20 protein-coding genes are annotated in these 26,733 nt (G+C 63.3%); 16 read left to right on the top strand and 4 right to left on the bottom strand.

Annotated elements, in window-relative coordinates; translation table 11 throughout:
* Positions 1–29: 29 nt before the first annotated feature.
* Positions 30–1,871 carry a cation:proton antiporter gene (locus H3221_RS17720; RefSeq protein WP_196476751.1) on the bottom strand — a complete coding sequence of 614 codons (1,842 nt, stop codon included), beginning with the start codon at positions 1,869–1,871 and terminating at the stop codon, positions 30–32.
* Positions 1,872–1,934: 63 nt separating this feature from the next.
* Here H3221_RS17720 and xerD point away from each other — a divergent pair, with 63 nt between their 5' ends.
* A complete protein-coding gene (xerD, locus tag H3221_RS17715; RefSeq protein WP_196476750.1) occupies positions 1,935–2,831 on the top strand; it encodes a site-specific tyrosine recombinase XerD in 897 nt (298 codons plus the stop codon).
* A 96-nt stretch (positions 2,832–2,927) separates the two neighbouring features.
* On the opposite strand, the gene H3221_RS17710 is transcribed toward xerD, so the two are convergent.
* Together H3221_RS17710 and H3221_RS17705 are read right to left on the bottom strand one after the other, a co-directional pair.
* On the bottom strand, positions 2,928–3,188 hold the full coding sequence (locus tag H3221_RS17710; protein ID WP_196476749.1) for a DUF2790 domain-containing protein: 261 nt from the start codon (positions 3,186–3,188) through the stop codon (positions 2,928–2,930).
* A 61-nt stretch (positions 3,189–3,249) separates the two neighbouring features.
* Positions 3,250–3,675 (bottom strand): organic hydroperoxide resistance protein, encoded by a 426-nt coding sequence (locus H3221_RS17705; protein WP_196476748.1) that lies wholly within the window; start codon positions 3,673–3,675, stop codon positions 3,250–3,252.
* Positions 3,676–3,990: 315 nt separating this feature from the next.
* Here H3221_RS17705 and H3221_RS17700 point away from each other — a divergent pair, with 315 nt between their 5' ends.
* The 3 genes from H3221_RS17700 (at position 3,991) to thrC (ending at position 7,594) form a co-directional block, all read left to right on the top strand.
* Positions 3,991–4,719 carry a thioredoxin fold domain-containing protein gene (locus H3221_RS17700; RefSeq protein ID WP_196476747.1) on the top strand — a complete coding sequence of 243 codons (729 nt, stop codon included), beginning with the start codon at positions 3,991–3,993 and terminating at the stop codon, positions 4,717–4,719.
* Positions 4,720–4,821: 102 nt separating this feature from the next.
* The gene (locus H3221_RS17695) at positions 4,822–6,126 is read left to right on the top strand and encodes a homoserine dehydrogenase (protein ID WP_196476746.1); all 1,305 of its coding nucleotides are present in this window, start codon (positions 4,822–4,824) and stop codon (positions 6,124–6,126) included.
* Positions 6,127–6,184: 58 nt separating this feature from the next.
* Positions 6,185–7,594 carry a threonine synthase gene (thrC, locus tag H3221_RS17690; RefSeq protein WP_196476745.1) on the top strand — a complete coding sequence of 470 codons (1,410 nt, stop codon included), beginning with the start codon at positions 6,185–6,187 and terminating at the stop codon, positions 7,592–7,594.
* Positions 7,595–7,651: 57 nt separating this feature from the next.
* Here thrC and H3221_RS17685 read toward each other — a convergent pair whose 3' ends face one another.
* A complete protein-coding gene (locus H3221_RS17685) occupies positions 7,652–7,903 on the bottom strand; it encodes a hypothetical protein (protein ID WP_046492792.1) in 252 nt (83 codons plus the stop codon).
* Positions 7,904–8,196: 293 nt separating this feature from the next.
* On the opposite strand from H3221_RS17685, the gene bacA reads away from it, so the two are divergent.
* The 12 genes from bacA (at position 8,197) to H3221_RS17625 (ending at position 26,732) form a co-directional block, all read left to right on the top strand.
* Complete coding sequence (gene bacA, locus H3221_RS17680) at positions 8,197–8,817, top strand: biofilm formation regulator BacA (protein WP_196476744.1); 621 nt, start codon at positions 8,197–8,199, stop codon at positions 8,815–8,817.
* Between the two features lie 14 nt (positions 8,818–8,831).
* Positions 8,832–9,527 carry a PspA/IM30 family protein gene (locus H3221_RS17675; protein ID WP_196476743.1) on the top strand — a complete coding sequence of 232 codons (696 nt, stop codon included), beginning with the start codon at positions 8,832–8,834 and terminating at the stop codon, positions 9,525–9,527.
* A 67-nt stretch (positions 9,528–9,594) separates the two neighbouring features.
* Entirely contained in the window at positions 9,595–10,236 is a 642-nt protein-coding gene (locus H3221_RS17670; RefSeq protein WP_196476742.1) for an OB-fold-containig protein, read from the top strand.
* Between the two features lie 84 nt (positions 10,237–10,320).
* Positions 10,321–12,366 (top strand): flotillin family protein, encoded by a 2,046-nt coding sequence (locus tag H3221_RS17665; protein ID WP_196476741.1) that lies wholly within the window; start codon positions 10,321–10,323, stop codon positions 12,364–12,366.
* 288 nt (positions 12,367–12,654) lie between these two features.
* Positions 12,655–17,892, top strand: a complete 5,238-nt coding sequence (locus H3221_RS17660; protein ID WP_196476740.1) for a DNA repair ATPase — start codon at positions 12,655–12,657, stop codon at positions 17,890–17,892.
* A complete protein-coding gene (locus tag H3221_RS17655; RefSeq protein ID WP_196476739.1) occupies positions 17,889–18,440 on the top strand; it encodes a rhomboid family intramembrane serine protease in 552 nt (183 codons plus the stop codon). The genes H3221_RS17660 and H3221_RS17655 overlap by 4 nt, the downstream gene beginning before the upstream one ends.
* 12 nt (positions 18,441–18,452) lie before the next feature.
* Positions 18,453–19,142: a phospholipase D-like domain-containing protein gene (locus H3221_RS17650; RefSeq protein ID WP_196476738.1), complete on the top strand. Its 690-nt coding sequence runs from the start codon at positions 18,453–18,455 to the stop codon at positions 19,140–19,142.
* A complete protein-coding gene (locus tag H3221_RS17645; protein ID WP_224490665.1) occupies positions 19,142–21,853 on the top strand; it encodes a DEAD/DEAH box helicase in 2,712 nt (903 codons plus the stop codon). Before H3221_RS17650 ends, H3221_RS17645 begins: the two co-directional genes overlap by 1 nt.
* Before the next feature lie 99 nt (positions 21,854–21,952).
* Positions 21,953–23,392, top strand: coding sequence for a sucrose phosphorylase (gene gtfA, locus H3221_RS17640; protein ID WP_196476737.1), 1,440 nt, complete (start codon positions 21,953–21,955; stop codon positions 23,390–23,392).
* Positions 23,393–23,456: 64 nt separating this feature from the next.
* On the top strand, positions 23,457–23,996 hold the full coding sequence (locus H3221_RS17635; protein ID WP_072425875.1) for a YaeQ family protein: 540 nt from the start codon (positions 23,457–23,459) through the stop codon (positions 23,994–23,996).
* A 133-nt stretch (positions 23,997–24,129) separates the two neighbouring features.
* Positions 24,130–25,839 carry a single-stranded-DNA-specific exonuclease RecJ gene (recJ, locus tag H3221_RS17630; RefSeq protein ID WP_196476736.1) on the top strand — a complete coding sequence of 570 codons (1,710 nt, stop codon included), beginning with the start codon at positions 24,130–24,132 and terminating at the stop codon, positions 25,837–25,839.
* A gap of 167 nt (positions 25,840–26,006) precedes the next feature.
* Positions 26,007–26,732, top strand: a complete 726-nt coding sequence (locus H3221_RS17625) for a tellurite resistance TerB family protein (RefSeq protein WP_196476735.1) — start codon at positions 26,007–26,009, stop codon at positions 26,730–26,732.
* The last annotated feature ends 1 nt before the right edge of the window (position 26,733 follow it).

The following is a 26,733-nucleotide window of genomic DNA, read 5'->3' as shown; positions in this document are numbered from 1 at the left end:
GCTGACTGTCAGGCTGGGCGCTCGGGCACTCAGATAGCAGCGTGGGTTTCCTGCGCACTGGGCTCGCTGGCTGGTTCTTCTGATTCGATCAGTGCCATCAATGTCCAGCCGGTACCAGGCGTGAAACTCAGGGGTTGCGTGGCGATATGCAGCCAGCCATTCGGTGCGCGAGCCAGCAACAGTGTGGCTCGTCTGCCGTAGAGGGCGTTGTAGGCATTCCAGTCGAAGGCCTGGGTCAGAGTGGTGCTGCGTACTTCGTCGCCGCGCGCCAGGCGGCTGGCGAACTGTGGAAAGCTCAGTGGCTGTCCGCCCAGCGGCAACCCGCGCACCTCATCACTGCTGCGGTGCTTGTCGCTGCGCCTACCGTCGGCGCTGGTGGGTAGGGTAAAGCGCCGGTTACCGGGGAAGTCGTGACGAAAATGCATGCAGGCCAGAGCATTGAGTTCTGCCGAGGGCGTCAGTGCCAGCAGGTGGCCCAGGCCGACCAGATCCAGGTGCGCCTCGGCATGTTGCGAGGTCGGGTTGCCGAAGAAGGTGGGCAGGCCGGACATGCGTGCAGCGCGGATGTTTTCCCAGCTGGAATCGGTCAGCAGGACCTGGCTGCCCAGGCCCTGGATGGCTTTGCCCAGCGCTCGCGCGACCGGGTTCGCGCCAACGATCAGGAAACCGCTGGGTGAGGGTTCGGCGACTTTGAGCAGGCGCGCCAGAGGCCGTGCTGTCGCGCTCTGCAGGACCACGGTGCCGATGATGACCAGAAAGGTCAACGGCACCAGCAGGTGGGCCTGTTCATTGCCCTGTTGCTCCAGGCGCAGGGCGAAGATCGCCGAGACCGCGGCAGCGACGATGCCACGGGGTGCGATCCAGGCCAGGAGGGCACGTTCGCGCCAGTTGAGGCTGGAGCCCAGGGTACAGACGGCGATATTCAGTGGGCGAGCGATCAGCTGGATGACCGCGAGCAAGGCCAGCGTTGCCGGGCCCAGTGCCAGCAGCGCCTGCAGGTCGAGGCGCGCGGCGAGGATGATGAACAGGCCGGAGATCAGCAGCACGCTGAGGTTTTCCTTGAAGTGCAGGATCGGCCTGATGTCCACGCCGCGCATGTTGGCCAGCCACATGCCCATGACGGTGACGGCGAGCAAACCGGATTCATGCACCGTCAGGTTGGCGGCGATGAAGATGCCCAGCACCGCGGCCAGCGAGGCGAAGTTGTGCAGGTACTCCGGCAGCCAGCGCCGCCGCAGGACGATGCCGAAGCCCCAGCCCGCGCCGGCGCCGAGCAGGCTGCCGCAAGCGATCACTGCAGCGAAGGTGCTCAGGCTCTCACTCAAGGCGTTGCCTTCTGCGTAACTGACGATGAAGGCGAAGGTCACTACGGCCAGCAGGGCGCCGATGGGGTCGATGACGATGCCCTCCCAGCGCAGGATGTTGGCCACCGCCGAGGTGGGGCGGACCACGCGCAGCATTGGGGCGATCACGGTGGGGCCGGTAACCAGCGTGAGCGTACCGAACAGCAGTGCCAGGTCCCAGGAGAAACCCAGCAGGTAATGACTGGCGACGGTGATTACCGCCCAGGTGAGCAGTGCGCCGATGGTCACCAGGCGCTGCACCACCTTGCCGATCTCGCGCCATTCCGACAGGTGCAGCGTCAGGCTGCCTTCGAACAGGATCAGCGCTACGGCCAGGGAAATGAACGGAAACAGCAAGGGGCCGAACAGCTCCTGCGGGTCGAGCATACCCAGCAACGGGCCAGCGAGAATGCCACCGAACAGCAGGAACAGGATGGCCGGCAGGCGCAGACGCCAGGCCAGCCATTGACTGGCCAGCGCCAGCAGGCCGATGCCGCCCAGGCTCAGCAGGATGTAAGTCTCGCTCATTGGATCTCCCTATCGCGGTGGGGCTGTGGAAAACTAGCAATCCTATTTCGTCGTGGACCCTCGATGGCAACGTTAACTCATCCTCTGATCGAACGCTTCCTCGAAGCCTTGTGGTTGGAAAAGGGGCTCTCGGCCCACACTCAGGCCGCCTATCGCAGTGACCTGGAGCATTTCAATGCCTGGCTCGATGGGCGTGGCCTGGCGTTGCAGCATACCGGTCGTGACGCCATTCTCGATCACCTGGCCTGGCGCCTCGAGCAGGGCTATCAGGCGCGTTCCACCGCGCGCTTTCTCTCAGGGGTGCGTGGTTTCTACCGTTTTTTGCTGCGCGAAACACTGATCAGTGAAGATCCGACGCTGCAGATCGAGTTGCCGCAGATCGGTCGGCCACTGCCCAAGTCGTTGTCCGAAGCGGATGTCGAAGCGCTGCTGCAGGCGCCGGACCTGGATGACCCTATCGGCCTGCGTGATCGCGCCATGCTCGAGGTGCTTTATGCCTGCGGTTTGCGGGTCAGTGAGTTGGTTGGGCTGACATTGGAGCAGGTCAATCTGCGCCAGGGCGTGCTGAGGGTGTTTGGTAAAGGTAGCAAGGAGCGTCTGGTGCCATTGGGTGAAGAGGCTATTGCCTGGATCGAGCGATACACGCGTGAGGCGCGTCCGCTGTTACTGGGCGGTAAGCCCAGCGATGTGCTGTTTCCCAGCCTGCGTGGCGAGCAGATGACTCGGCAGACCTTCTGGCATCGCATCAAGCATCAGGCGCAGGTCGCAGGGGTCAGCAAGGCGTTGTCGCCGCATACGCTGCGTCACGCCTTTGCGACTCATCTGCTCAATCACGGCGCCGATTTACGGGTGGTGCAGATGTTGTTGGGCCACAGCGACCTGTCCACCACGCAGATCTACACCCACATCGCTCGCGCTCGCCTGCAGGAGTTGCATGCGCAGCACCATCCGCGCGGCTGACTGGCCATGAACGAAACCCCGCCACCGTTGCCGGTGGCGGGGTTCGCTCTTTTCAGTGGCTGCCCTTTGGCTTGCCGGGCGGACAGGTCTTGGTCATCAACTCTGGCTGGCGCAGGCGCTGGAGAGTTGTTCGTAGCTGAGAACTTCCACGTCACCCGCGCTGTTGCGGTAGGTCATCGTTGCCGTGACCACTTCGCACTGTGGGCTGTTGGGCACGTCGATGGAAATCACCTTGGCGATATCCAGGTTCTGGCCATAGCGGTAGGGCGTGGCCTCGGCACTGTGGGCGAGGCTGGTGAGCGACGCGCTGAGTGCGATGGCGGTCAGGACGGTGGCGAACAGGGTGCGGGCTTTCATGGGGGTTCTCCTTTTGGGGGGCCGCGCTCGGGTGATGGCCGCGAGCGCTGGCTGCTAGCTGTCAGACGATGGTCAAGGTGACGTCGATGTTGCCGCGGGTGGCGTTGGAGTACGGGCAGACGATGTGCGCGCGATCCACCAGGGTTTGTGCGGCTTCAGGGGCCAGGCCGGGCAGGCTGATGCGCAGTTCCACTTCGATGCCGAAGCCGGTGGGGATGGCGCCGATGCCGACGGTGCCTTCGATGAAGGTGTCAGCCGGGATGCTCAGCTTGTCACGGGCGGCGACGAATTTCAGGGCGCCGAGGAAGCAGGCGGAATAGCCGGCAGCGAACAGTTGCTCCGGGTTGGTGCCATTACCGCCGGCGCCGCCGAGTTCTTTCGGGGTGGACAGGGCGATGTCGAGGATGCCGTCGGAGGAGACAGCGCGGCCTTCACGGCCACCAAAGGCTTCAGCAGTTGCGCGGTACAGAACGTTTTCGATAGTCATGGCATTGATCCTTGTCGGTGGGGTAGGGATGGATTGGTTTGCTAATCTTTTGTGCGCCAACCGTTTCCATGGAGCGAACTATATTGCGCAAAACATTAGTGCGCAAGATAAATTGATGGAAGATTTGGTTATATGTTTTTCGTTTACTGGAATAAGTGTGAAGTGAGGGTGTGCACAAGGTTGGTGTGCCCGGGCGTAGATTGAGAGGTATGTCGTCCTGCTGATGCGCCGCCTGCTAGCTGGTCGGCTGTCTGGGGCGCCATCTGTGGTAGGCTGTAGCGATTTTCATCGGTCCGTCGTTCGACAGGAGTGTTCATGTCCCTGACCCGTATTTCCATTGCCCTGGCGCTCGCACTGGGCAGTAGTGTCACCCTGGCGGCTGATCCCGATCAGGTCATCCGTCAGGCGCTGAAGTCGCTCGATGGCAGCTTGCCGATCGAGGCCATTGCCGAGAGCCCGATGCCCGGTGTCTATCAGGTTCAACTGCAAGGCGGTCGTCAGCTTTACACCAGCGCCGATGGCCAGTTCCTGATCCAGGGCTATCTGTTCCAGGTCAAGGACGGCCAGGCCGTGAACCTGACCGAGATCGAAGAAAGCCGCGCCGTGGCCAAGCAGATCAACGCCATTCCGGCCCAGGAAATGGTGGTGTTCGCACCGAAGGCTCCTAAGACCCATATCACCGTGTTTACCGATACCGACTGTGGCTATTGCCAGAAACTGCACAGCGAAGTGCCGGAGCTCAATCGCCTGGGTGTCGAAGTGCGTTATGTCGCCTTCCCGCGTCAGGGCCTGAACAGCCCGGCGGCCAAGGAGCTGGTCAGCGTCTGGTGTGCCAAGGATCAGCAGGACGCGATGAATCGCGCCAAGACTCGCCAGAGCGTAGCCGACGCTTCCTGCGATAATCCGGTGGCCAAGCAGTACCAGCTCGGTCAGATGATCGGGGTCAATGGCACGCCGGCCATCGTTCTGGCCAACGGCAAGATGATTCCGGGTTACCAGCCGGCGCCGCAGTTGGCCAAGATTGCGCTGGAGTCCAACGACTGACGGTGGATTGACTAACAAACAGCCGCTTCGTAAGGTGCGGCTCTTTATTTGCGGCCGGGGCATGCTCCGGCCGTTTCGTGCAGTGCTGATGGGGAATTGAGTGTGAAGCCGGTCAAAGTGGGCATCTGTGGGTTGGGCACCGTTGGTGGCGGTACGTTGAATGTACTCAAGCGCAATGCCGAGGAGATTACTCGGCGCGCCGGTCGCGGCATCGAGATTGCCCAGATCGCCATTCGTTCGCCCAAGCCGCAGTACGACACCACCGGCATTGCCATGACCAGCGATGTGTTCGAACTGGTCAACAACCCCGAGATCGACATCGTCATCGAACTGATCGGCGGCTACACCCTGGCCAAGGAACTGGTGCTCAAGGCCATCGACAACGGCAAGCACGTGGTGACCGCCAACAAGGCGCTGATTGCCGTGCACGGTAACGAGATCTTCGCCAAGGCGCGCGAAAAGGGCGTGATCGTCGCTTTCGAGGCGGCTGTGGCTGGCGGCATCCCGGTGATCAAGGCGATCCGCGAAGGTCTGTCGGCCAACCGTATCAATTGGCTGGCCGGCATCATCAACGGCACCGGCAACTTCATTCTCACCGAGATGCGCGAGAAAGGCCGTGCCTTCGATGACGTGCTCAAGGAAGCCCAGGCGCTGGGTTATGCCGAGGCGGACCCGACCTTCGATGTCGAAGGCATCGATGCCGCGCACAAGCTGACCATCCTGGCGTCCATCGCCTTCGGCATCCCGCTGCAGTTCGACAAGGCCTACACCGAGGGCATCACCAAGCTGACCACGGCTGACGTGAACTACGCCGAGGCGTTGGGCTATCGCATCAAGCACCTGGGCGTGGCTCGTCGTACCGATGCTGGTATCGAGCTGCGCGTGCACCCGACATTGATCCCGGCCGATCGTCTGATCGCCAACGTCAATGGCGTGATGAACGCGGTGATGGTCAATGGCGATGCCGTGGGCAGCACGCTGTATTACGGCGCTGGCGCCGGCATGGAACCGACCGCTTCGGCGGTGGTGGCCGACCTGGTGGATGTGGTGCGTGCGCTGACCACTGATCCGACCAACCGGGTTCCGCACCTGGCCTTCCAGCCGGATTCGCTGTCCGATCACCCGATCCTGCCCATCGCCCAATGCGAAAGCGCCTATTACCTGCGCATCCAGGCCAAGGATCACCCGGGCGTGCTGGCACAAGTGGCGAGCATCCTCTCCGAGCGTGGCATCAATATCGAGTCGATCATGCAGAAGGAAGTCGAGGAGCAGGACGGCCTGGTGCCGATGATCCTCGTAACCCATCGTGTGGTCGAGGCGCGTATCATCGAGGCCATTGCCGCCATGGAGGCGCTGGATGGCGTGACCTCGCCGGTCGTGCGTCTGCGCGTCGAACAGCTCAACTAATCCCGTGTCCATCCGCAGGCCCCTGGTCTGCGGGTGCTGCAGAACGAAGGTTTATCCCATGCGCTATATCAGTACCCGCGGCCAGGCGCCGGCCCTGAATTTCGAAGATGTGCTGCTGGCTGGCCTGGCCAGCGATGGTGGCCTCTACGTACCGGAAAATCTGCCGCGTTTCACCGTCGAGGAAATCGCTTCCTGGGCGGGCCTGCCCTATCACGAGCTGGCTTTCCGGGTGATGCGCCCGTTCGTCGCCGGCTCCATTGCCGATGCCGACTTCAAGAAAATCCTCGAAGAAACCTACGGGGTGTTCGAGCACAATGCTGTCGCTCCGCTGCGCCAGTTGAACGGCAACGAGTGGGTGCTGGAGCTGTTCCACGGCCCAACCCTGGCGTTCAAGGATTTCGCCCTGCAGTTGCTCGGCCGCCTGCTCGATCACGTGCTGGCCAAGCGCGGCGAGCGCGTGGTGATCATGGGAGCTACCTCCGGCGACACCGGTTCGGCGGCCATCGAAGGCTGCAAGGCCTGCGACAACGTCGACATCTTCATCATGCACCCGCACAACCGCGTGTCCGAGGTGCAGCGCCGGCAGATGACCACCATTCTCGGCGACAACATCCACAACATCGCCATCGAAGGCAACTTCGATGACTGCCAGGAAATGGTCAAGGCCAGCTTCGCCGATCAGGGCTTCCTCAAGGGTACGCGCCTGGTGGCGGTCAACTCGATCAACTGGGCGCGGATCATGGCCCAGATCGTCTATTACTTCCATGCAGCGCTGCAGCTCGGCGCGCCGGCGCGTTCCATCGCCTTCTCGGTGCCGACCGGCAACTTCGGCGACATCTTCGCCGGCTACCTGGCGCGCAACATGGGCCTGCCGGTCAGCCAATTGATCGTCGCCACCAACCGTAACGACATCCTGCACCGCTTCATGAGCGGCAATCAGTACGTCAAGGAAACCCTGCACGCGACGCTGTCGCCGTCGATGGACATCATGGTCTCGTCCAACTTCGAGCGTCTGCTGTTCGACCTGCATGGTCGCAACGGTGCCGCCATTGCCAGTCTGATGGACAGCTTCAAGCAGGGCGGCGGTTTCAGTGTCGACGAGGATCGCTGGACCGAGGCGCGCAAGCTGTTCGACTCGTTGGCGGTGAACGACGAGCAGACGTGCGAGACCATCACCGAGGTGTACCAGGAGTGCGGCGAGCTGCTCGATCCGCATACCGCCATCGGTGTGCGTGCTGCGCGTGAATGCCGCCGTAGCCTGGCCACGCCAATGGTGGTGCTGGGTACCGCGCACCCGGTCAAGTTCCCCGAGGCGGTGGAGAAGGCCGGCATCGACGCCGTGCCGGCGTTGCCTGCGCACCTGACCGATCTGTTCCAGCGTGAAGAGCGCTGCACGGTGCTGGCCAACGACCTGAGGACCGTGCAGCAGTTCGTTGCGGCTCATGGTAATCGCGGCAAGTCGCTCTGAGGTATCCGCTCTGACAAAACCGGCGCCCCAGTGGCGCCGGTTTCGTTTGTGCGGGGCTCAAAGGGCGAAGATCAGAGCCAGAAGCGCCATCAGGATGATCAGGATCAGCCAGATCAGGGCGTTGAGGCGGCTGGCGCGAACGACGCCAGCGCCACGCAGGTGCACCGGGGGATCGTCTTCCAGGTACTGATCGATACGGCGTTCGGCTTCCTTCTGGTCGTTAGCCAGGTACTCGCTCAGCAGGTCGATGGCTGCCTGACGTTGATTGGCATGCACGAGCTGGCGTACTGCGGGTGGAAGTTCGTTCATGGCGCTGCCTGTCTCTCGGGTTGGCGGGGGCGGGGTCATAACTGCGACCCGGTTAGCGCTTTTTTTCGTGCGCAGTGTGAGCGTCTGCGGTTTAATTCGACACCTCGCGAATGGAAGCGTTTTGCTCGAGTCATGGATGAGCCCAAGTGCCTGCCTCTCTTCTTTACCTATTCTTGTCTGTTCTTCGGCTTTTTGCGCCGAGGATCGCGCCTGCGTGCTTATCTGACGAACGGCATCACATTTATCACATGTGATTACTTTACGGCTCACATGTAAGAGTCTAGGCTGCGTTCATGGACAACAAATCATCAGCCCATTACCAGCGTCTTTATCGTCAGCGTCTGCGTGAGCAGGGGTTGGTCAAGAAGGAGGTCTGGATCTTGCCCGAGCATGCGCCCTTGTTGGTCGCGTTCGAGCGCAAACTGCGCCAGCCACAGTCGCTGCTGGCTTCGATGGAGAAGGAGGAGGGTATGAGCATGCCTCAAGTTTGGACCGCCCAGGCGCTGCATGAAGCGTTGGCGGCAACGGAACTGTTCCAAAGCGGTCAGGCCGGCATCGAGCTGATTCAAGGCGCTGACGCCAGCCTGCACATCACCATGCGTGAGTACGGCGATCTACCGCTGTTCATCGCTGTGTTCGGCGAGCAGATCATCGTCGAGGCGCTGCTCTGGCCGGCAGCGGACGTCAAGGATGCGGCGACCTTCAACGAAGAAGTGCTGCGTACCCACAAGTTGTTCCCGCTGTCGTCCATCGGCCTGGAGAAAATGGTCGACGGGCGTGATTGCTACACCATGTTCGGCGCACTGAGCTCGTCCTCGACCCTGTCCGATGTGGTGTTCGAGATCGAATTGCTGGCGGACAACGTGATCAAGGCCACCGAAGCCTATGAAGGCTTCCTCAAGACCGGCGCCTGAGAGGAGATGAGACGATGAATGTCTGGAGCAAAATGCTGACGGCGCTGCGTGGTGGCGCCAATGAAGTGGGCGAGGCGGTGGTCGATGGTCAGGCCCTGCGTATCCTCGATCAGGAAATCCGCGACGCTGATGTCGAGCTGCGCAAGTCCAAGGAAGCGCTGGCCGAGATCATGGCCAAGCACAAGCTGGCCAGCGACAAGGTGACCAAGAGCGCGGCGAGCATTGCCGAGTACGAACAGTACGCGCTGAAGGCGCTGGACGCCGGTAACGAGACCCTGGCCAAGGAAGTCGCCGAGAAGATCGCCAACCTGGAAATCGAGCAGGCCGGCGAGCGCGAGCAGGCCGAAGGCTTCGCCGCCAGCGTGGCGCAGCTGCGCAAGGCCGTGACCCAGGCAGAGGGCAACATCAAGCGTCTCAAGCAGCAGGTGGATACGGTCAAGGCCACCGAAAGCGTGCAGAAGGCGCAAATGGCCGTGGCCCAGCGCTACGGCGGCTCGCAAGCCAAGCTGCAGACCGCAGTCGAGTCGCTCGAACGGATCAAGCAGAAGCAGGCCGAGCGCGCAGCGAAGATGGAGGCTTCAGCCGAGTTGGCTGCCACCAGCGCGCCGGACGATTCGCTGGAAGCCAAGCTGCGCGCGGCCGGCATCAAAGCCGACAACGCCAGCGCCGACAGCGTGCTGGCGCGTCTGAAGGACAAGGCCAAGTCCTGATCAGGGCGCATTGAGCGACAGGCGCGAGTGATCGCGCCTGTCGTATGGATTCGGGAAAAGGAAAGCTATGGAACTCTTCCTGCAGACAGCGCTGTCATTCCCCACCGCCATCTACAGCTTTCTGCTGTGCGTGGCGGTCATCTACTGGCTGGTGGTTGCCGCCGGCCTGCTCGAGGTCGACTTGCTCGACGTCGAAGCCGATTCGGTGATGGAAGGTAGCGGTCAGACCGAAGGCCTCGCCGGCCTGCTCTACAAACTCAAACTCGATGGCGTACCGGTCACCCTGGTGCTGACGCTGCTGTTCTTCTTTGCCTGGTTCGCCTGCTACTTCATCGAACTATGGCTGTTGCGTCACCTGCCGTTGGGCATTGTGCGTTACCCGCTGGGGCTGGTGGTCATCGCTGGCGCCTTCGTGCTGGCTGCACCGCTGTGCGCGGTGATCTGTCGGCCGCTGCGGCCGCTGTTTCACAAGGTCGAGGCGATCAGCAGCAAGTCGGTGCTGGGCCAGGTGGCCGTGGTGCGCAGTGGTCGTGTCACCGCCAGTCACGGTGAGGCGGTGCTGGAAGATGGCGGCGCTGGTTTGATCCTGCGGGTACGTGCCGATGAGGCGCTGGGCTTCAAGCGCGGCGACCGCGTCGTGTTGCTCGAATACCTGGCGGCCGAACATGCCTATCGCATCATCACCGAAGAAGAATTTCGAGGCGTCTAGCCTCTGCCGACCATTCGTACGTAACAGAGGGCAGGCAGGGTATGCCGAACCTGCCTGCACAACTAGCAAAGGAGTAAAGCTGTAATGGAAAACGTCATTCCCTTCATCGTTGGGGCTGGGCTGGTCGTCCTCTTCATCATTGCCCTGATTGCCCTGTTCAAGGCCTTCTACATCAAGGTTCCGCAAGGCACCGCGCTGATCGTCAATGACATGAGCTCGACGCCCAAGGTGCATTTCACCGGTTCCCTGGTGTACCCGGTGATCCACCTCAAGGAGTTCATGAAGATCTCCCTGATTACCCTGGAAGTCGACCGTCGCGCGAAGGATGGCCTGATCTGCCGCGACAACATGCGCGCCGATATCACCGTGGCCTTCTACCTGCGCGTCAACGAGACGCAGGAAGATGTACTCAAGGTGGCCAAGGCCATTGGCGTGGAGCGCGCTTCCGACCGTGGGGCAGTTAACGAACTGTTCAACGCCAAGTTCTCCGAAGCACTGAAGACCGTCGGCAAGCAGTTCGATTTCGTCCAGCTGTTCGAGAATCGCCAGGAGTTTCGTGATCGTATCGTCGAGGTGATCGGCAACGATCTCAACGGCTACGTGCTCGAAGATGTGGCCATCGACTACCTGGAGCAGACGGCCAAGCACTCGCTGGACCCGAGCAACATCCTCGACGCCGAAGGTATCCGCAAGATCACCGAGCTGACCGCCGCGCAGAACGTCATCACCAACGAACTGGAGCGCAACGAAGAGCTGGCGATCAAGAAAAAGAACGTCGAAACCCGCGAGGCGACCCTGTCGCTGGAACGCCAGCAGGCCGATGCCGAAGCGCGCCAGAAGCGCGAGATCGAAACCATCCAGGCTCGTGAGCAGGCCGAGACGCTCAAGGTCAAGGAAGAAGAGCGCCTCAAGGCCGAGCAGGCCCGTATCCAGACCCAGCAGGAGCTGGATATCCGCGCCGAGAACCACCAGCGCGAAGTGGAAGTGGCCCAGCAGAACCGCCAGCGTGCCGTGGTCATCGAGGTGGAAAAAGTCACCCGCGCCAAGGACCTGGAAGTGGTATCTCGCGAGCGCGAAGTCGAGCTGCAGCGCATCGAGAAGGAAAAGGCGCTGGAGGAAGAACGCAAGAATATCGCTGGCGTGATTCGCGAGCGCGTCGCGGTCGAGAAGACCGTGGCCCAGGAAGAAGAGCGCATCAAGGAAGTGCGTGAAGTGTCCGAAGCCGAGCGCATGAAGCAGGTCACCGTGCTCAATGCCCAGGCCGAAGCCGAGCAGGAGCTGGTGCGCCAGGTCAAGCAGGCCGAAGCCGATGAAACCCGCTCCAAGCACAAAGCGGTGGAAATCAACAACCTCGCTCAGGCCGAGCTGGAAGCAGCGGCCAAGAGCGCCGAAGCCAAGAAGAAACTGGCCGAAGGTATCGAGGCCGAGCGCGCCGCACCTGGCCTGGCCGATGCGCGTGTGCGTGAAGTCACCGCTGCCGCCAAGGAGAAGGAAGGCCTGGCCGAGGCTCGCGTGCAGGCCGAGCGTCTGATCGCCGAAGCCAAGGGCGAGCAGGAGAAAGGTCTGGCGCAGGCGCGTGTCATCGAAGCGCAAGCGGCTGCCAAGGAAAAAGACGGCCTGGCCGATGCCAAGGTGCTGGAAGAGAAACTCGGCGCCCAGGCGCGCGGCGAAGAACAGCTGGGCACCGCCAAGGCCAAGGCCACCCAGGATCTGGGCATGGCCGAGGCGCAGGTGCTGCTGGAGCGCCTGAACGCCGAAGCCGAAGGTCTGGGCAAGAAGTTCGGTGCCCTGGATTCGCTCAGCGACAACGCGCGTGCTCACGAAGAGTTCCGCATGCAGCTGGAGAAGAGCTTCGAGGAAGCCATGGCCGCCATTGCCGCCAACAAGGACATCGCCAAGGATCAGGCCGAGGTACTGGCCACCGCGCTGGCCAAGGCGAAGATCGAGATCGTCGGCGGCGAAGGCGACTTCTTCAACTCCTTTGCCAAGTCGCTGTCGGTGGGCAAGGCCATCGAAGGTGTGGTGGGCAAGAGCCCGGTGGTGCAGGACGTGCTGTCGCGCTTGCTGGCCGGCAAGGCGGCGCCCGCAGCGCCGGTGGCTGCACCGGGCGCCGGTTCTGAGCAGGCCTGAGATCTGTCCGTAGGGTGGACAACGCTCTTTCTGTCCACCATCGACGAGATCGGTGGACAAGCTTCGCGTTGTCCACCCTACCAACTCTCCCAGCGTGCAGCTTGTAGGGTGGGCTTCAGTCGGTAGGGTGGATAATGCTCTTTTTGTCCACCATTGATGGGCCTGGTGGACAAGCTTCGCGATGTCCACCCTACCCACTCTCCCACCCTGCGCGGATGCCGCCCGGCCTAACCTGCCAGCCCTTCTCCAGAGGGGCTTTTCAGACGCAGCAGATTCAGGATGACTACGATGTCGGATGCACAAACACAGGACGTATTGGACAAGGCCGTCGCCGAAGGCGGCGCCTACGAGGTGCTGCACAGGCGCCTGCAGGAGCAGGGCCAGCGCCTGCGTGGCTTGACCGAAGCGCTCAACGGCCAGCGCCTGGCCGAGTTCGGCAGCAGCGCGATGGAGGCCATCGGTCGGGTGCGTATTCGCACCGAGAATAACTGCATCGCCCGCGATATCGTCCAGGTCGGCGAGTGCCTGCTGTTCGGCTACAACGTGTTTCTGGGGCTGAAGAAGGAAACCGGCGTCGCCGATGTGTTCTCCCTCTACCGTCTGGTGGAAACCCCTGACGGCTTCGATGCCGAATCGGTGCCGCTGGACGGCAGCTTCCTGGCCCAGGCCAGCTTCGTCGCCGATTTCAACGAGCTGTACACCTACTACAAGAACACCCGCCTGCTGCAGTTGGCCATTCGTGACGGCAAGCTGCTGGCGAGTTTCCAGATCGGTGAGCGAATCACCGACATCCGCGTGTTCCGCTGGTCCATCTCCACCGACGGCAAGGATGTCCGCTACATCGATAACCGTGGCGAGCGCGATATCGCGCTGCCGGCGCCGTTCGATTTCGAATGGCAGAAGACCAACCGCGAGATGGTGGTCATGGGCCGCCATCCGCATGTGAACATCCTCGACACCCTGTTCGTCGAGACTGTCGGTGGCGACCTCACCATCAAAGTCGAGAACAACACCCAGGACGGCCAGGGGATCTACCGCGAGGCGGTGGTCGACAAGACCCAGTCGCTGGACGACGCGCAGATCGAATATGCGCGCCTGGGCAGCCTGATCCTGCTCAAGGTGCTGCCGTACCGCGAAGAGCAGTGGCGCTACCTGGTATTCAACAGCCTGACCCGCCAGGTCGAGCGTATCGATGCCATCGGCCTGGCCTGCGTGCAGCTGCCGGAAGACCACGGCATCATCTTCCCTGGCGGCTACTACCTGCAGAACGGCGAGTACAAGACCTTCGAACAGCCCATGGGCGGCATGCGCTTCAAGCGCTCTGTGCGTTCGCCCAACGGCGAGGACGTGCAGTACATCTTCTACCACCCGGAAGAAGGCCGTTCGGCGCTGTTCACCTACAACATGATCAATCGCCAGCTGCAAAACCCGATCTTCGGCCACGGTTACGCGCGCCTGGAAGATGGGCGCATGGTGATCTTCGCCGCCGAGGGCAGCGAACCGACCCGCATTCACCCGATGCAGATCTGGCAGACGCCGTTCGAGAGCGAGGACCATGCCGCACGCCAGCCGGCGCGCAGTGGTTTCTTCGGGCGCATCGGCAATGCCGAGCTGGTGCGTGGTGTGTCCGACCTGCTCAATCTGAGCCGCGAGATCGACAGCCGCGAAGTGTCGGTGGCGCGCTACACCCAGCTGTGCCAGAACACCCGTCGTCTGTTCGACGTTTACCACTGGCTGGGCGACGCCCAGTGCGCCGAGCTGGCGCCGCTGCTGCGCGAAGTGGCCGCCACGTCCGAGCTGGTCCTCGACGAGTTCGAGAAGGTCGAGAGCATTCGCCAGCAGTCCAGCCGGGCCATGGCCGAGGCCGAGTCGCGACACAAGAGCTTGCTCTCGGGCCTGCTGGTGGACAGCTGGGATGAGGTGCAGCACTTCGTCGAGGCGCTCAACGCCATCACCGCGCAGCGCGGCCAGTTGCTGACCATCCGCGACTACCGCTACATCGACGTGGCGCGTATCGACGCCATGGAAACCGAGCTGCTCGAAGCGCAGGAGCGCGTGGCCGGCGCCACCTCGGCCTTCCTCGCCAGTGATGCGGCGCTGCAGCCCTATGTGCAACGCCTGGGCGAGCTGGACGGTCTGGCGCAGAAGGCCGAGACCGTCACCCAGCTCAATGAACCGCTGGTCGAGATGCAGGAGATGGCCGGCAACCTCGACATGCTGTCGAGCCTGATGGCCTCGCTGAAGATCGATGACGCCACCCAGCGCACCCGCATCGTCGAGTCGATTTCCGAAGTTTACGCACGGCTCAACCAGGCCAAGGCGCGTGCCGAGCAACGGCGCAAGGGCCTGGGCTCGGCCGAGACCGTGGCGCAGTTCGGTGCCCAGTTCAAGCTGTTCAGCCAGGGCATCACCAACGCCCTGGCGCTGGCCCAGGACCCGGAGAAATGCGACGAACAGCTGTCGCGCCTGCTAGTGCAGCTGGAAGAACTGGAAAGCCAGTTCGGTGATCAGGAGCAGTTCCTCAGCGATATCCTCGGCAAGCGCGAAGAGCTGCTGGAAACCTTCGAGTCGCACAAGCAGAGCCTGCTCGACGAGCGTCAGCGCCGCGCCCAGGGCGTGCTCGACGCCGCCCAGCGCATCCTCGACAGCCTCGTCCGGCGCACCGCGCGCCTGACCCAGATGGAGGAGCTCAACGCCTTCTTCGCCGCCGACCCGCTGATTCTCAAGCTGCGCGAAATGGCCGAACGCCTGCGCGAGCTCAAGGACAGCGTCAAGGCCGACGACGTCGAGGCGCGCCTTAAGGCGGCCCGCGACCAGGCGGTGCGGGCACTGCGTGACAAGAGCGAGCTGTTCGAAGAGGGCGGCAACGTCATCAAGCTCGGCCCGCGCCACCGCTTCAGCGTCAACACCCAGGAACTCGATCTGACCCTGATGCCGCGCGGCGATGCACTGTACCTGCACCTGACCGGTACCGATTTTCTCGAGCCGCTGCGCGATGAAACCCTGGAGGGCCTGCGCGACTACTGGCAGGTGTCGCTGGAGTCCGAATCACCCTCGCTGTACCGCGCCGAATACCTGGCCGGGTTGGTGCTGGACGCCGCCCTGGGCGGGCGTGAAGGGCTGACCCTGGATCTGCTCAAGACCCATCTGGCGCAGCCGGATGACCTCACCCGACTGGTCCGCGACTTCGCCGCGCCGCGCTACAAGGATGCCTACGAGAAAGGTATTCACGACCACGATGCCGCGCTGATCCTCATCCAGCTCCTGCCGCTGCGCGAAAGCGCCGGGCTGCTGCGCTATGCGCCGGCTGCGCGAGGCTTTGCCGCACTGTTCTGGAACCGCTGGGGGCAGGATATCGAGGCCGAACTGTGGCCCGAGCGCGCGCGCAGCAGCCTGCACCTGCGGCAGATGTTCGGCAGTGAAGACGGCGTGCTGCGCCTGCAGGAAGAGATCGCTGCAGCCATGCAGCGCTTCCTCGCCCAGCACCCGCTGACGGTGACGGCAGCGCAGCGCCAGGCGGCTGCGGCCTATCTGGTCGAGGAGCTGGCGGCCAAGCCCGTCGAGTTCACCTTCAGCAAGTACGCCCGGCAACTGCTCGACACCCTGCAGCAGCGCATGCAGGCCAGCCATGTCTGGGACGACTACCGCGCCGCGCTGGACAACCTGCGCGGCCGGCCGGTGCAGCGCTGGTCGCTGGCACAGACCTGGCTCGATGGCCTCTGCGCGCAGGACGAAGCGCTGGCCGAGCTGGTCGACTACATTCCCGAAGCCGTGGCCATCAGCCTGCTGGACGACGAGTTCCCGCGTCGCTTCACCGAAGTCGACCTGCGTTTCACCGTCAGCGGCCTGCTCGGCGATCACCCGCGTGTGCAGGGTGGTGCCCTGGTATTGGCCATCGACGATTACTTCGCCCGTCTGCAGCAGCACCGCGGCGACTTCGTGCCGCAGTTGCAGCGCTACCAGGCGCTGCGCCAGGAGGTCATCAACCGCGAGCGCCAGGCTCTGCGTCTGTCCGAGTTCAAGCCAAGGCCGCTGTCGTCCTTCGTGCGTAACAAGCTGATCAACGATGTGTACCTGGGTTTCATCGGCGACAACCTGGCCAAGCAGATGGGCACCGCTGGCGAGAACAAACGCACCGACCTGATGGGCCTGCTGATGCTCATCTCGCCGCCCGGCTACGGCAAGACCACGCTGATGGAGTACGTGGCGCACCGCCTGGGCCTGATTTTCATGAAGATCAACGGCCCGGCCCTGGGCCACGAAGTGCGCTCCATCGATCCGGCGCAGGCGCCGGACGCCACTTCGCGCCAGGAGCTGGAAAAGCTCAACCTGGCGCTGGAGATGGGCAACAACGTGATGCTCTATGTCGACGACATCCAGCACACCCACCCGGAGTTTCTGCAGAAGTTCATCTCGCTCTGTGACGGCACGCGGCGCATCGAAGGCGTGTGGAAGGGCAAGACCAAGACCTACGACATGCGCGGCAAGAAATTCTGCGTGGTGATGAGCGGCAACCCGTACACCGAGTCTGGCGACGTGTTCAAGATCCCCGACATGCTCGCCAACCGGGCCGACATCTACAACCTGGGCGACACCCTGGGTGGCATGCAGGAAGCCTTCGCGCTGTCCTATATCGAGAACAGCCTGACGTCCAACCCGGTGCTGGCGCCGCTGGCCACCCGCGACATGGCCGACGTCTACCGCTTCGTCGCCAAGGCCGAGGGCAAGCCGTTCTCCGCCAACGAGCTGTCGCACACCTACAGCGCCGCCGAGATCAACGAGATCACCTCGACCCTGCAGCGCCTGATGCAGATTCGCGACGTGGTCGGCCGGGTCAACCAGCAATATATCGTCAGCGCCGCGCAGGCCGACAGCTACCGCACCGAGCCACCGTTCAAGCTGCAGGGCAGCTACCGCAACATGAACAAGATGGCCGAGAAGATCAGCGCGGTGATGAACGACGCCGAACTGCTGCAACTGATCGCCGACCACTACCAGGGCGAGTCTCAGCTGCTCACCACCGGCGCCGAGGAAAACCTGCTCAAGCTCGCCGAGCTGCGCGGCAACCAGACGCCCGAGCAGGTCGAACGCTGGGCGCAGATCAAGCGCGACTTCATGCGCAACAAGGCCATGGGCGGCAGCGATACGGACGTTGGTGGCCGTGTGGTGGCGCAGCTCAATGACCTGGTCGAGAGCGTGCGTGGCCTGAGCACGGGCAAGTCGGTCAGCGAGACGCCGGGCATACCCTGGGAGCAGCTGCTCGCCGGCCTGGACAACCTCGGCAAGCTGCGTCCGCAGGTTGAGGTGGTTGCGCCGCCACAGCAGGGCACGCAAAAATTGCTGGAAAGCCTGGCCGACAGCCTGGAAAACAGCTTCCTGCCGCTGGTCAAGGCGATGGACAAGAAAATCGACATCGATTTGCGCACCCACAACCGCATGCTGGAAATATCCACCCAACTGCGTGACCTTGGCACGCTGCTCGGGCACGAGCAGCGCAACGACGTCTCGGATGACGAGGCGCCGTGAGACGAGGCTGGCTGACCGAGCTGCGCCCGCTGCTGGTGATCAGCGGTGCGCTGCTGCTGGTGCAACTGGTCAATGGCGCCTTCGCGGGTGCCTTGAATGTCTGGGGGCTGGTGCCCCGGCATATCGAGGCGCTGCCAGGCATCCTTTTCGCGCCCTGGCTGCATGGCAGTTGGGCGCATCTGCTCAGCAACCTCAGCGGTCTGCTGGTGCTCGGCAGTCTGGTGCTGCTGCGCTCGCGTCGCGATTTCTATTTTTCCAGCGCCTTCATCATCCTCGGCAGCGGGGCGCTGGTCTGGCTGTTTGGCCGTACCGGCCTGCACGTCGGCGCCAGCGGCTGGCTGTTCGGCTTCTGGGGATTGCTGCTGGCGCGGGCCTGGTTCGAACGTAGCCTGCTCGACCTGCTGCTGGCCGTGCTGGTGTTCTTCCTTTACGGCGGCTGGTTCTTCGGCCTGCTGCCGCGTGCTGGCGTTTCCTTCGAATACCACCTGGCGGGTGCGTTTTGTGGGGTGCTTTACGCCGCCCTGAGCCGCCGCCGTCTCACTCGATGAAAAGGACTTTATATGGACTTCAACCGTCTCGATCAGCAACTGCGCGACAGCCTGGCCGACCTGCGCCTGAGCAATGAGGAGCGCGACGAGCTGCGCCAGCTGGGCACTGAACTGAGCAGCGATCAGGTGCGCTTCATGCGTAATCGCGCCTTCGCTCTGGCCCGAGAACTGATGCGTGAGCCGGAGAACGTCGAGCCGGCGCTGAAATGGCTCGAGCAGGTGATCAAGACCCTCGACAGCGCCGGCAGCGCGCCGCGCGTTGAGCATGCCAGCGCTCACTTCAGTCCGGGCGAGAGCTGCCGGCGCAAGATTCGTGAGCTGTGCCGCCAGGCGCGCAAGAGCGTGGATATCTGCGTCTACACCATCTCCGATGATCAGCTCAGCGAAGAGGTGTTCGCCTGTCACGAGCGCGGCATCGCCGTGCGGGTGATCACCGACAACGAAAAACAGTTCGATGTCGGCAGCGATATCCAGTGGCTGCGTGACAAGGGTGTGCCGCTGCGCATCGACGCCGGGCCCTATCACATGCACCACAAGTTCGCCCTGTTCGACGGCCGCTTGCTGCTCAACGGCAGCTTCAACTGGACGCGCAGCGCCACCACCAGCAACGAGGAAAACCTGCTGGTGATCGACCACCCGCAGCTGCTGGCAGCCTACAGTCGTGAATTCGAAGCGCTCTGGGCACGTTACGCGGGCAACTGATGAATCATCCTCACGTTCGCCAGCTTCTCGGCTTCTATCGCAGTTGCTACCTGGCCGACAGCCGCGACCTGGACCTGGACAACGTCGGCAAGCTGCCTGCCAACCGCTGGGCCTGGCTCGATGGGCGTGAGGAACTGGCCAGCGGCGGCATACCGCTGTTACCGCTGTCGGCCGAGCTGGGGCGTGCGTTGGCGGAGGCGCAGGCTTTGTACCAGCGTGAACTGCAACTGGTCTACGGCGTGCTGCCGATCTGTGGCCGCCTGCAATTGGAGGGCGGTGGTTCGCAGGCGATCTGCGGCCCGTTGTTCTATTACGAAGCGAGCCTGCAAGCGACGGCGGATGGGCAGAGCCACTTGCTCGCAATCGACCCGCAGCAGGTGCATGGCAACTGGCGTCTGCTGCGGCGTCTGTTCGATGAAAGCGGCAACGTCAGCCTCGATGCTTTGCCGTTGCCGAGTGGAATACTGGACGCTCCCTCGCTGGGTCAATTGCTCGCCTGGGTGGCGCGCAACACGCAGGTACGGGAAGTCAGTGAAGCTGCTGGCTTTCCGCAATTGCTGAACGGCGAGGCACTGGCCAAGGCCCTGCGGCGTCGCAGCTTGTCGCTGCAGGCAGGTGCCTTCGTCGCGCTGGTGCCGCGCGGCAGCGGTAGCCGTGGCATCGCCCATGAGTTGCAACTGCTGCAGGACGCCGAGCGACTGTCACCTGCCTTGTTGCAGCTGTTGGGTGAAACACCCCCTGTGCAGGCGGTGGGCTCGACCAGCAGGCCGCAGCGTCTGCCGGCGCAGCTCAGCACTGCCCAGTGCCAGGCGCTGGCCAATGCTGCGCGCCACCCGCTGAGCCAGATTTCCGGCCCGCCCGGTACCGGCAAGAGCTACAGCCTGGCGGCGCTGGCGCTGGATCGTTACCTGCAGGGTGAAAGTGTGCTGCTGGTCAGCCGCAGTGCGCAGGCGGTGCGCGTGATCGCGCACAAGTTACGCGAGGATTTCGGCCTGCGTGACGGTGTGCTCGAAGGCGACGGCCAGAGCCTGCGCCAGGCCTTGCGCGAGCGTCTGGAGCGGCTGCTGCAGGGCGAATTCGAATGGGTGTCGGAACAGGTCGAAGCGCGTCAGCGCAGCGAGCTGGAAGTGCTGACCGAGGCCGAGCGGCGCCTGTCGGCAGATTTTCGTAAGCGCTGCGAGCAGGCTGTGCGCTGGAGCCGCCTGTTGCTGCGCGCCGAACGTGGCAGCCTGGCTTTCTGGAGGCGCTGGTTGCAGGTGCCCTGGGTGCGCAGACGTATCGGCAGCAGTGTGCGCCCCTGGGCATTACTGGATGAGTTGCGTGATTGCCAGCAGCGCCGTCAGCTTCTGAGTCGTGAGCACCTCAATAGTCATCGCGCCCTGAACCTCAAGCGCCTGCTGGTCAGCGACCGCGCGCTGTTCGTGCGTTATAACCAGGCCATCCGTGCGCGCAGCTCACAGCGTCAACTGGCCTTGTTCGAGGATATCGACCCGGCGCGCCTGCTGGCTGCCTTTCCGATCTGGGTGGTGACCCTGGACGAGTTGCACCGCCTGCTGCCACTGCGTCCGGAATTGTTCGATGTGATGGTGATGGACGAGGCGACGCAGTGCGACATCGCCTCGGCGCTGCCGGCCTTCCAGCGCTGCAAGCGCGCGGTGGTCACCGGCGATGCGCGCCAGTTGCGGCACATCTCCTTTCTCTCCCGCGTGCGCGAAACGCAGCTGCTGCAGCGCGCCGGCCTGCAGGCGGAGGCGCGTGAGGCCTGGAGCTACCGCGACAACAGCGTGCTGGATCTGGTCGGCCTGCAACTGGCCAGCCAGGAGGCGGTGGTATTTCTCGATGAACATTTCCGCAGCCGCCCGGCGCTGATCCGCTTCAGCAACGAGCGGTTCTACGACCAGCGCCTGAGGGTGATGAAGGAGCGCCCCGGCGTTGATGCCTGCGACAGCCTGCAACTGCTGCGTATCGAGGGCCAGCGCGGGCGCAACGGTGCCAACGAGGCGGAGGTCGAGCGGGTGCTGGCGCTGATCACGGCGCATCTGGCCGAATACCAGAGCAGCCCGTTCAAACCCAGCATCGGCGTGCTGTCGCCGTTTCGCGATCAAGTCGAGCGCATCCGCACACGCATCGGCGAAACGCTGCCGTTGGAGCAGCTGCGCGAGTTTCGTCTGCTGGTGGATACGCCATACGGTTTTCAGGGCGAGGAGCGCGACCTGATGATCCTCAGTTTCGCCATCGACCGCGAATCGAGTCAGGCGGCCAGCTACCTGAACCGCGCCGATCTGTTCAACGTCGCCATCACGCGTGCCCGCGAGCGCCAGGTGCTGCTGTTCAGTGGTGACGAACGCCAGTTGCCGGCCACGCATCTGTTGCGCCGCTACCTGGAATTCCTGCACAAGCCTGGTGTCAGTTGGCAGGCGGGGGCTGTGGAAGTCGCCCGCCAGAACCTGTGTCAGGCGCTCGAAAGTCAGGGCGTCAGCGTGTGGAGTCACTATCCGCTGGCCGGACAGGTGCTGGACCTGTTCTGCCGCCGGGGCGACAGGTGTCTGGCCATCGACCTGATCGGTTTTCCAGGGGAGGGCGAAGGCTTTCTCGAGCTGGAGCGCTACCTGGTGCTGGCGCGCGCCGGCCTGGAGACCTTGCCGCTGAGCTACGGCCTATGGCGTGAGGCACCGGAGCAGGCGTTGCAGGCGGTACTGGCGCGACTCTGACACTGTCAGCCCTTGAGCCGACGTCGCGGGCTTTCTTGACGCGCGCGGCGATCATGCCTAGGCCTGTATCAGGCAGACCATCAATGTACCGGGGGGCTCATGGCGCTGCGCAACGCTGTTCAACTGATCACCTATCCCGACCGCCTGGGGCGTAACCTGGGGGAGCTTTACCAGCTGTTGGATCGGCACCTGGGGGACGCGCTTGGCGGGGTGCATATCCTGCCGCTGTATCCGTCCAATGCCGACGGTGGATTCTCACCGCTCACGCACATGGAGGTGGATCCACGGTACGGCGACTGGGCCGATGTCGAGCGCATCTCCGCGCGCTTCGACCTGTGCGTCGATCTGGTGATCAGTCACATCGCGGACGCGTCGCCGGAGTTTCTCGATTTCGTTGCACATGGCCAGGACTCGCCCTACGCGGATCTCTTCGTTCAGGTCGATCGCTTCGGCGAAATCAGCCATGACGACCTGGCCAAGATCCATATCCGCAAGGAAAAGGAGCCGTTTCGCGAGGTGCGACTGGCCAACGGTGAAACCTGTCGGGTCTGGTGCACGTTCACCGAACGGCAGATCGACCTCAATTACGACTCGCCGAAAACCTATCAGTTGATGGAACAGTACATGGCCTTCCTCGCGGCGCGCGGGGTCAGGCTGTTTCGCCTGGATGCCTTCGGCTACACCACCAAACGTATCGGCACCAGCTGCTTTCTGGTGGAGCCGAACGTGTACCGCATTCTTGAGTGGTTCCGCGAAACCGGGGCCAAGTACGAAGCCGAGATGCTGCCGGAGGTGCATGACCACATCAGCTACCAGTACGCCATCTCGCGGCGGCAGATGCGCCCGTACGGCTTCGCCCTGCCGCCGTTGGTGCTGCACGCATTGCTCAGTGGCAGCAGCCGCTATCTGAAGAACTGGTTGCGCATGTGCCCGCGCAACCAGATCACCGTTCTCGATACCCACGACGGCATCTGCATTCCGGATGTCGAAGGCATGTTGCCCGAGGCGCAGATCCAGTACCTGATCGATGAGGTCTCGACACGCAGTGCCGACCCGATCATGCGTCGCTCGGCGGTGAACGTGCACAGCGTCGGGGCCATCTACCAGCTGACCTGCACCTTCTACGAGGCGCTGATGCGCAATGACGAGGCTTATATCGCCGCACGCGCCATCCAGTTCTTCGTGCCGGGTATCCCTCAGGTTTACTACGTCGGCCTGTTGGCTGGCTGCAATGACTTCGACCTGCTCGAGCAGACCGGCGAGGCGCGCGACGTCAACCGCCATTACTACAGCCTCGAGGAGGCCGAGCAGGCCTTGCAGCAGCCGCTGGTGCAGCGCTTGCTGGCGCTGATGCGTTTGCGTTGTCAGCATCCGGCTTTCGAGGGGCGTTTCGAGCAGAACTATTCGGCTGACGATCAACTACTGCTGGCCTGGCGTCATGGCGAGCATTACTGCCGTTTGCACCTCGATCTGAGCAGCCTGCAGGCGATCATCGACTACACCGATGAACAACTGAGTATCTGCCGCATGACCTGTTGAAGGTCGGCGTGGGTCATGCTTTCGCGTTAGACTTGCGCTCTTTCGACCAGCCAAGAAGCCCGCCATGGCCCTGCCATCGACCACCTACAAGATCGAACTGAACCTCACCGACATGGATCGCAGCGTTTATGAAAACCTGCGTTTCACCGTCGCCCGGCATCCCTCCGAGACCGAAGAGCGCCTGGCCGCGCGGCTGATTGCCTATGCGCTGTTCTACCACGAGCAACTGGCGTTCGGTCGCGGCCTGTCGGATGTCGATGAGCCGGCACTGTGGGAAAAGAGCCTGGACGATCGTGTGCTGCACTGGATCGAAGTGGGCCAGCCCGACAGCGAGCGCATCACCTGGTGCTCGCGGCGCACCGAGAAGTTCAGCCTGGTGGCTTACGGCAACCTGCGTGTGTGGCAGGGCAAGTGCCTCGACCCTGTGCGCAGCCTGAAGAACATCAACGTGGTCGCGCTCGGCCAGGAGGCACTGGCCGACCTGGCGCTGGACATGCCGCGCTCGCTGAACTGGAGCGTGATGATCAGCGATGGCGAGCTGTTCGTCACCGACGAGCGTGGTCAGCACGAGATTCCCATTGAATGGCTCGCCGGCGAGCGTTGAAACCGTAGCCCGGATGCAATCCGGGAAAATGGTTTTGCACATTCCCCGGATTGCATCCGGGCTACGGTTCAGTTCCCTCTCCCCTCGGGGAGAGGGGAGACAAGCCACTCCCATGCGAACATAAAGAAGTCCCATGCGTATCGAAGCCCGTCCCTTACCCGCCCAACTGCCTGATCTGGGCAATCTGCCGCCTTTGCTGACCCGTCTCTACGCCGCCCGTGGCGTGCAGTCCGCCGAAGAGCTGGACAAGGGCCTGGCGCGGCTGATCCCGTACCAGCAGCTCAAAGGCATCGATGCCGCAGTCGAACTGCTGGTCGAGGCGCTGGCGCAGCGTCAGCGCATCCTGATTGTCGGCGACTTCGATGCAGACGGCGCCACTGCCAGTTCGGTCGGCGTGCTCGGCCTGCGCCTGCTCGGTGCGGCGCATGTGGATTACCTGGTGCCGAACCGCTTCGAGTACGGCTATGGCCTGACCCCGGAGATCGTCGCCGTGGCGCTGCAGCGCCAGCCCGACTTGCTGCTGACCGTGGACAACGGCATCTCCAGCGTCGACGGCGTGGCGGCGGCCAAGGCCGCCGGGCTGAGAGTGCTGGTCACCGATCACCACCTGCCGGGGCCGGAACTGCCGGCCGCCGATGCCATCGTCAACCCGAACCAGCCAGGCTGCGACTTCCCGAGCAAGGCCATGGCCGGTGTCGGCGTGATGTTCTACGTGCTGCTGGCGCTGCGCGCGCGGCTGCGTGAAAGCGGCTGGTTCGCCAGCCGCCAGGAGCCCAATCTGGGCGAGCTGCTCGACCTGGTGGCATTGGGTAGCGTCGCCGACGTGGTGCCGCTGGATGCCAACAACCGCATCCTGGTGCATCAGGGTCTGGCGCGCATTCGTGCCGGCCGGGCGCGGCCGGGTCTGCGCGCGATCCTTGAAGTCGCCGGGCGCGACCACCGCCGCATCACCTCCACCGATCTGGGATTCATCCTCGGCCCAAGGCTGAACGCGGCCGGGCGTCTGGATGACATGAGCCTGGGTATCGAATGCCTGCTTTGCGACGACGAGGCACTGGCCCGCGACATGGCGGTACAGCTCGACCAGCTCAACCAGGACCGCAAGACCATCGAGCAGGGCATGCAGCGCGAGGCGCTGGCCCAGCTCAAGGATCTGTCCCTGGACGACATGCCGTTCGGCCTGTGCCTGTTCGAGCCCGACTGGCACCAGGGCGTGATCGGCATCCTCGCCTCGCGCCTGAAGGAGCGTTATCACCGCCCGGCCATCGCCTTTGCCGATGCCGGCGAAGGCATGCTCAAGGGCTCGGCGCGTTCGGTGCCGGGGCTGCATATCCGTGATGCGCTGGACGCCGTGGCCGCTCGTCATCCCGGGCTGATCAGCAAGTTCGGCGGGCATGCCATGGCCGCCGGGATGTCGCTGCCGCAGGAAAATTTCGGCGCGTTCGCCGTCGCCTTCGACGCCGAGGTACGCCGCCAGCTGTGCGAGGACGACCTGACCGGCCGCCTGCTTTCGGATGGCCAGCTCGATGCTACCGAATTCCATCTGGAACTGGCTCGCGCCCTGCGCAACGCCGGGCCCTGGGGGCAGCACTTTCCCGAACCGCTGTTCCATGGCGTGTTCCAGATCGTCAGCCAGCGCATTGTCGGCGAGCGCCACTTGAAGCTGGTGCTCAAGACCGAATGCGGCAGCGTGCAACTCGATGGCATCGCCTTCAACATCGACCGCGAGGTCTGGCCCAACCCAACGTTGCGCTGGGCCGAAGTGGCGTACAAGCTCGACCTCAATGAATTTCGCGGTAACGAGACGGTGCAGTTGATGGTGGCGCATATCGCCCCGCGCTGATCGCGGTTGCGATGAAACTCCGCGTTACCAATATGACCGGCTGGTTTGGGCGAACTCTGCTAGAAACTCTCGTCAATTCAGCCGATGTCGGTTGAGGCGCATGCGGAATTTCCCCGCGCTATCCGGGGTCGGATGCACCGGAACCTACTTTTTCAGGAGCGTTCGCGATGAACACCAGTAATCTGCTCGACCAACTGCTCAAGGCCGGCCAGCAGGCCATGCAGAAACCTGCGGCGAAGGGCTCTCAGGGCCAGCAGGCCGGTGCTTTGGGTGGCCTGCTCTCGGGTGGAGGCCTGGGCAGCCTGCTCTCGGGCGCCGGGGGCGGCGCGCTGGCGGCCGGTGCGGTCGGTCTGCTGCTGGGCAGCAAGAAAGCGCGCAAGATGGGCGGCAAGGCGCTGACCTATGGCGGCCTGGCTGCTCTCGGTGTGATGGCGTACAAGGCCTACGGCAACTGGCAAGCGCAGCAAGCCCGGCAGGGTGGCGCGCAGCCGGTCGAGCCGCAAACCCTGGATCGTTTGCCGGCGCCGCAAGTCGAGCAGCACAGCCGCGCCATTCTCAAGGCGCTGGTGGCGGCGGCCAAGGCCGATGGCCATGTCGATGAGCGTGAGCGTCAGTTGATCGAAGAGGAGTTGGGCAAGCTGGCACAGGATGCCGAACTGCAGACCTGGCTGCACACCGAACTGAACAAGCCGCTGGACCCGGCCGATGTGGCGCGCGCCGCAGCGACCCCGGAAATGGCCGCCGAAATGTACCTGGCCAGCGTGCTGATGGTGGACGAAGAGCACTTCATGGAGCGCGCCTACCTCGAAGAGCTGGCGCGTCAACTGAAACTGCCGCTGGAGCTCAAGACTGAACTGGAAGCCCAGGTGCGCTCGCTGCCGGTCGGTGCCTGAG

The sequence above is a fragment of the Pseudomonas chaetocerotis genome (assembly GCF_015712105.2).
GTDB classification, from domain to species: Bacteria; Pseudomonadota; Gammaproteobacteria; order Pseudomonadales; family Pseudomonadaceae; genus Aquipseudomonas; species Aquipseudomonas chaetocerotis.
This window is presented reverse-complemented; position numbering and strand designations above follow the sequence as displayed.

Bases quoted from the DNA above. Each gene is read 5' to 3' on its own strand.
- H3221_RS17720 (WP_196476751.1), bottom strand. From the start codon at position 1,871: ATGAGCGAGACTTACATCCTGCTGAGCCTGGGCGGCATCGGCCTGCTG.
- xerD (WP_196476750.1), top strand. From the start codon at position 1,935: ATGGCAACGTTAACTCATCCTCTGATCGAACGCTTCCTCGAAGCCTTG.
- H3221_RS17710 (WP_196476749.1), bottom strand. From the start codon at position 3,188: ATGAAAGCCCGCACCCTGTTCGCCACCGTCCTGACCGCCATCGCACTC.
- H3221_RS17705 (WP_196476748.1), bottom strand. From the start codon at position 3,675: ATGACTATCGAAAACGTTCTGTACCGCGCAACTGCTGAAGCCTTTGGT.
- H3221_RS17700 (WP_196476747.1), top strand. From the start codon at position 3,991: ATGTCCCTGACCCGTATTTCCATTGCCCTGGCGCTCGCACTGGGCAGT.
- thrC (WP_196476745.1), top strand. From the start codon at position 6,185: ATGCGCTATATCAGTACCCGCGGCCAGGCGCCGGCCCTGAATTTCGAA.
- H3221_RS17685 (WP_046492792.1), bottom strand. From the start codon at position 7,903: ATGAACGAACTTCCACCCGCAGTACGCCAGCTCGTGCATGCCAATCAA.
- bacA (WP_196476744.1), top strand. From the start codon at position 8,197: ATGGACAACAAATCATCAGCCCATTACCAGCGTCTTTATCGTCAGCGT.
- H3221_RS17675 (WP_196476743.1), top strand. From the start codon at position 8,832: ATGAATGTCTGGAGCAAAATGCTGACGGCGCTGCGTGGTGGCGCCAAT.
- H3221_RS17670 (WP_196476742.1), top strand. From the start codon at position 9,595: ATGGAACTCTTCCTGCAGACAGCGCTGTCATTCCCCACCGCCATCTAC.
- H3221_RS17665 (WP_196476741.1), top strand. From the start codon at position 10,321: ATGGAAAACGTCATTCCCTTCATCGTTGGGGCTGGGCTGGTCGTCCTC.
- H3221_RS17660 (WP_196476740.1), top strand. From the start codon at position 12,655: ATGTCGGATGCACAAACACAGGACGTATTGGACAAGGCCGTCGCCGAA.
- H3221_RS17650 (WP_196476738.1), top strand. From the start codon at position 18,453: ATGGACTTCAACCGTCTCGATCAGCAACTGCGCGACAGCCTGGCCGAC.
- H3221_RS17645 (WP_224490665.1), top strand. From the start codon at position 19,142: ATGAATCATCCTCACGTTCGCCAGCTTCTCGGCTTCTATCGCAGTTGC.
- gtfA (WP_196476737.1), top strand. From the start codon at position 21,953: ATGGCGCTGCGCAACGCTGTTCAACTGATCACCTATCCCGACCGCCTG.
- H3221_RS17635 (WP_072425875.1), top strand. From the start codon at position 23,457: ATGGCCCTGCCATCGACCACCTACAAGATCGAACTGAACCTCACCGAC.
- recJ (WP_196476736.1), top strand. From the start codon at position 24,130: ATGCGTATCGAAGCCCGTCCCTTACCCGCCCAACTGCCTGATCTGGGC.
- H3221_RS17625 (WP_196476735.1), top strand. From the start codon at position 26,007: ATGAACACCAGTAATCTGCTCGACCAACTGCTCAAGGCCGGCCAGCAG.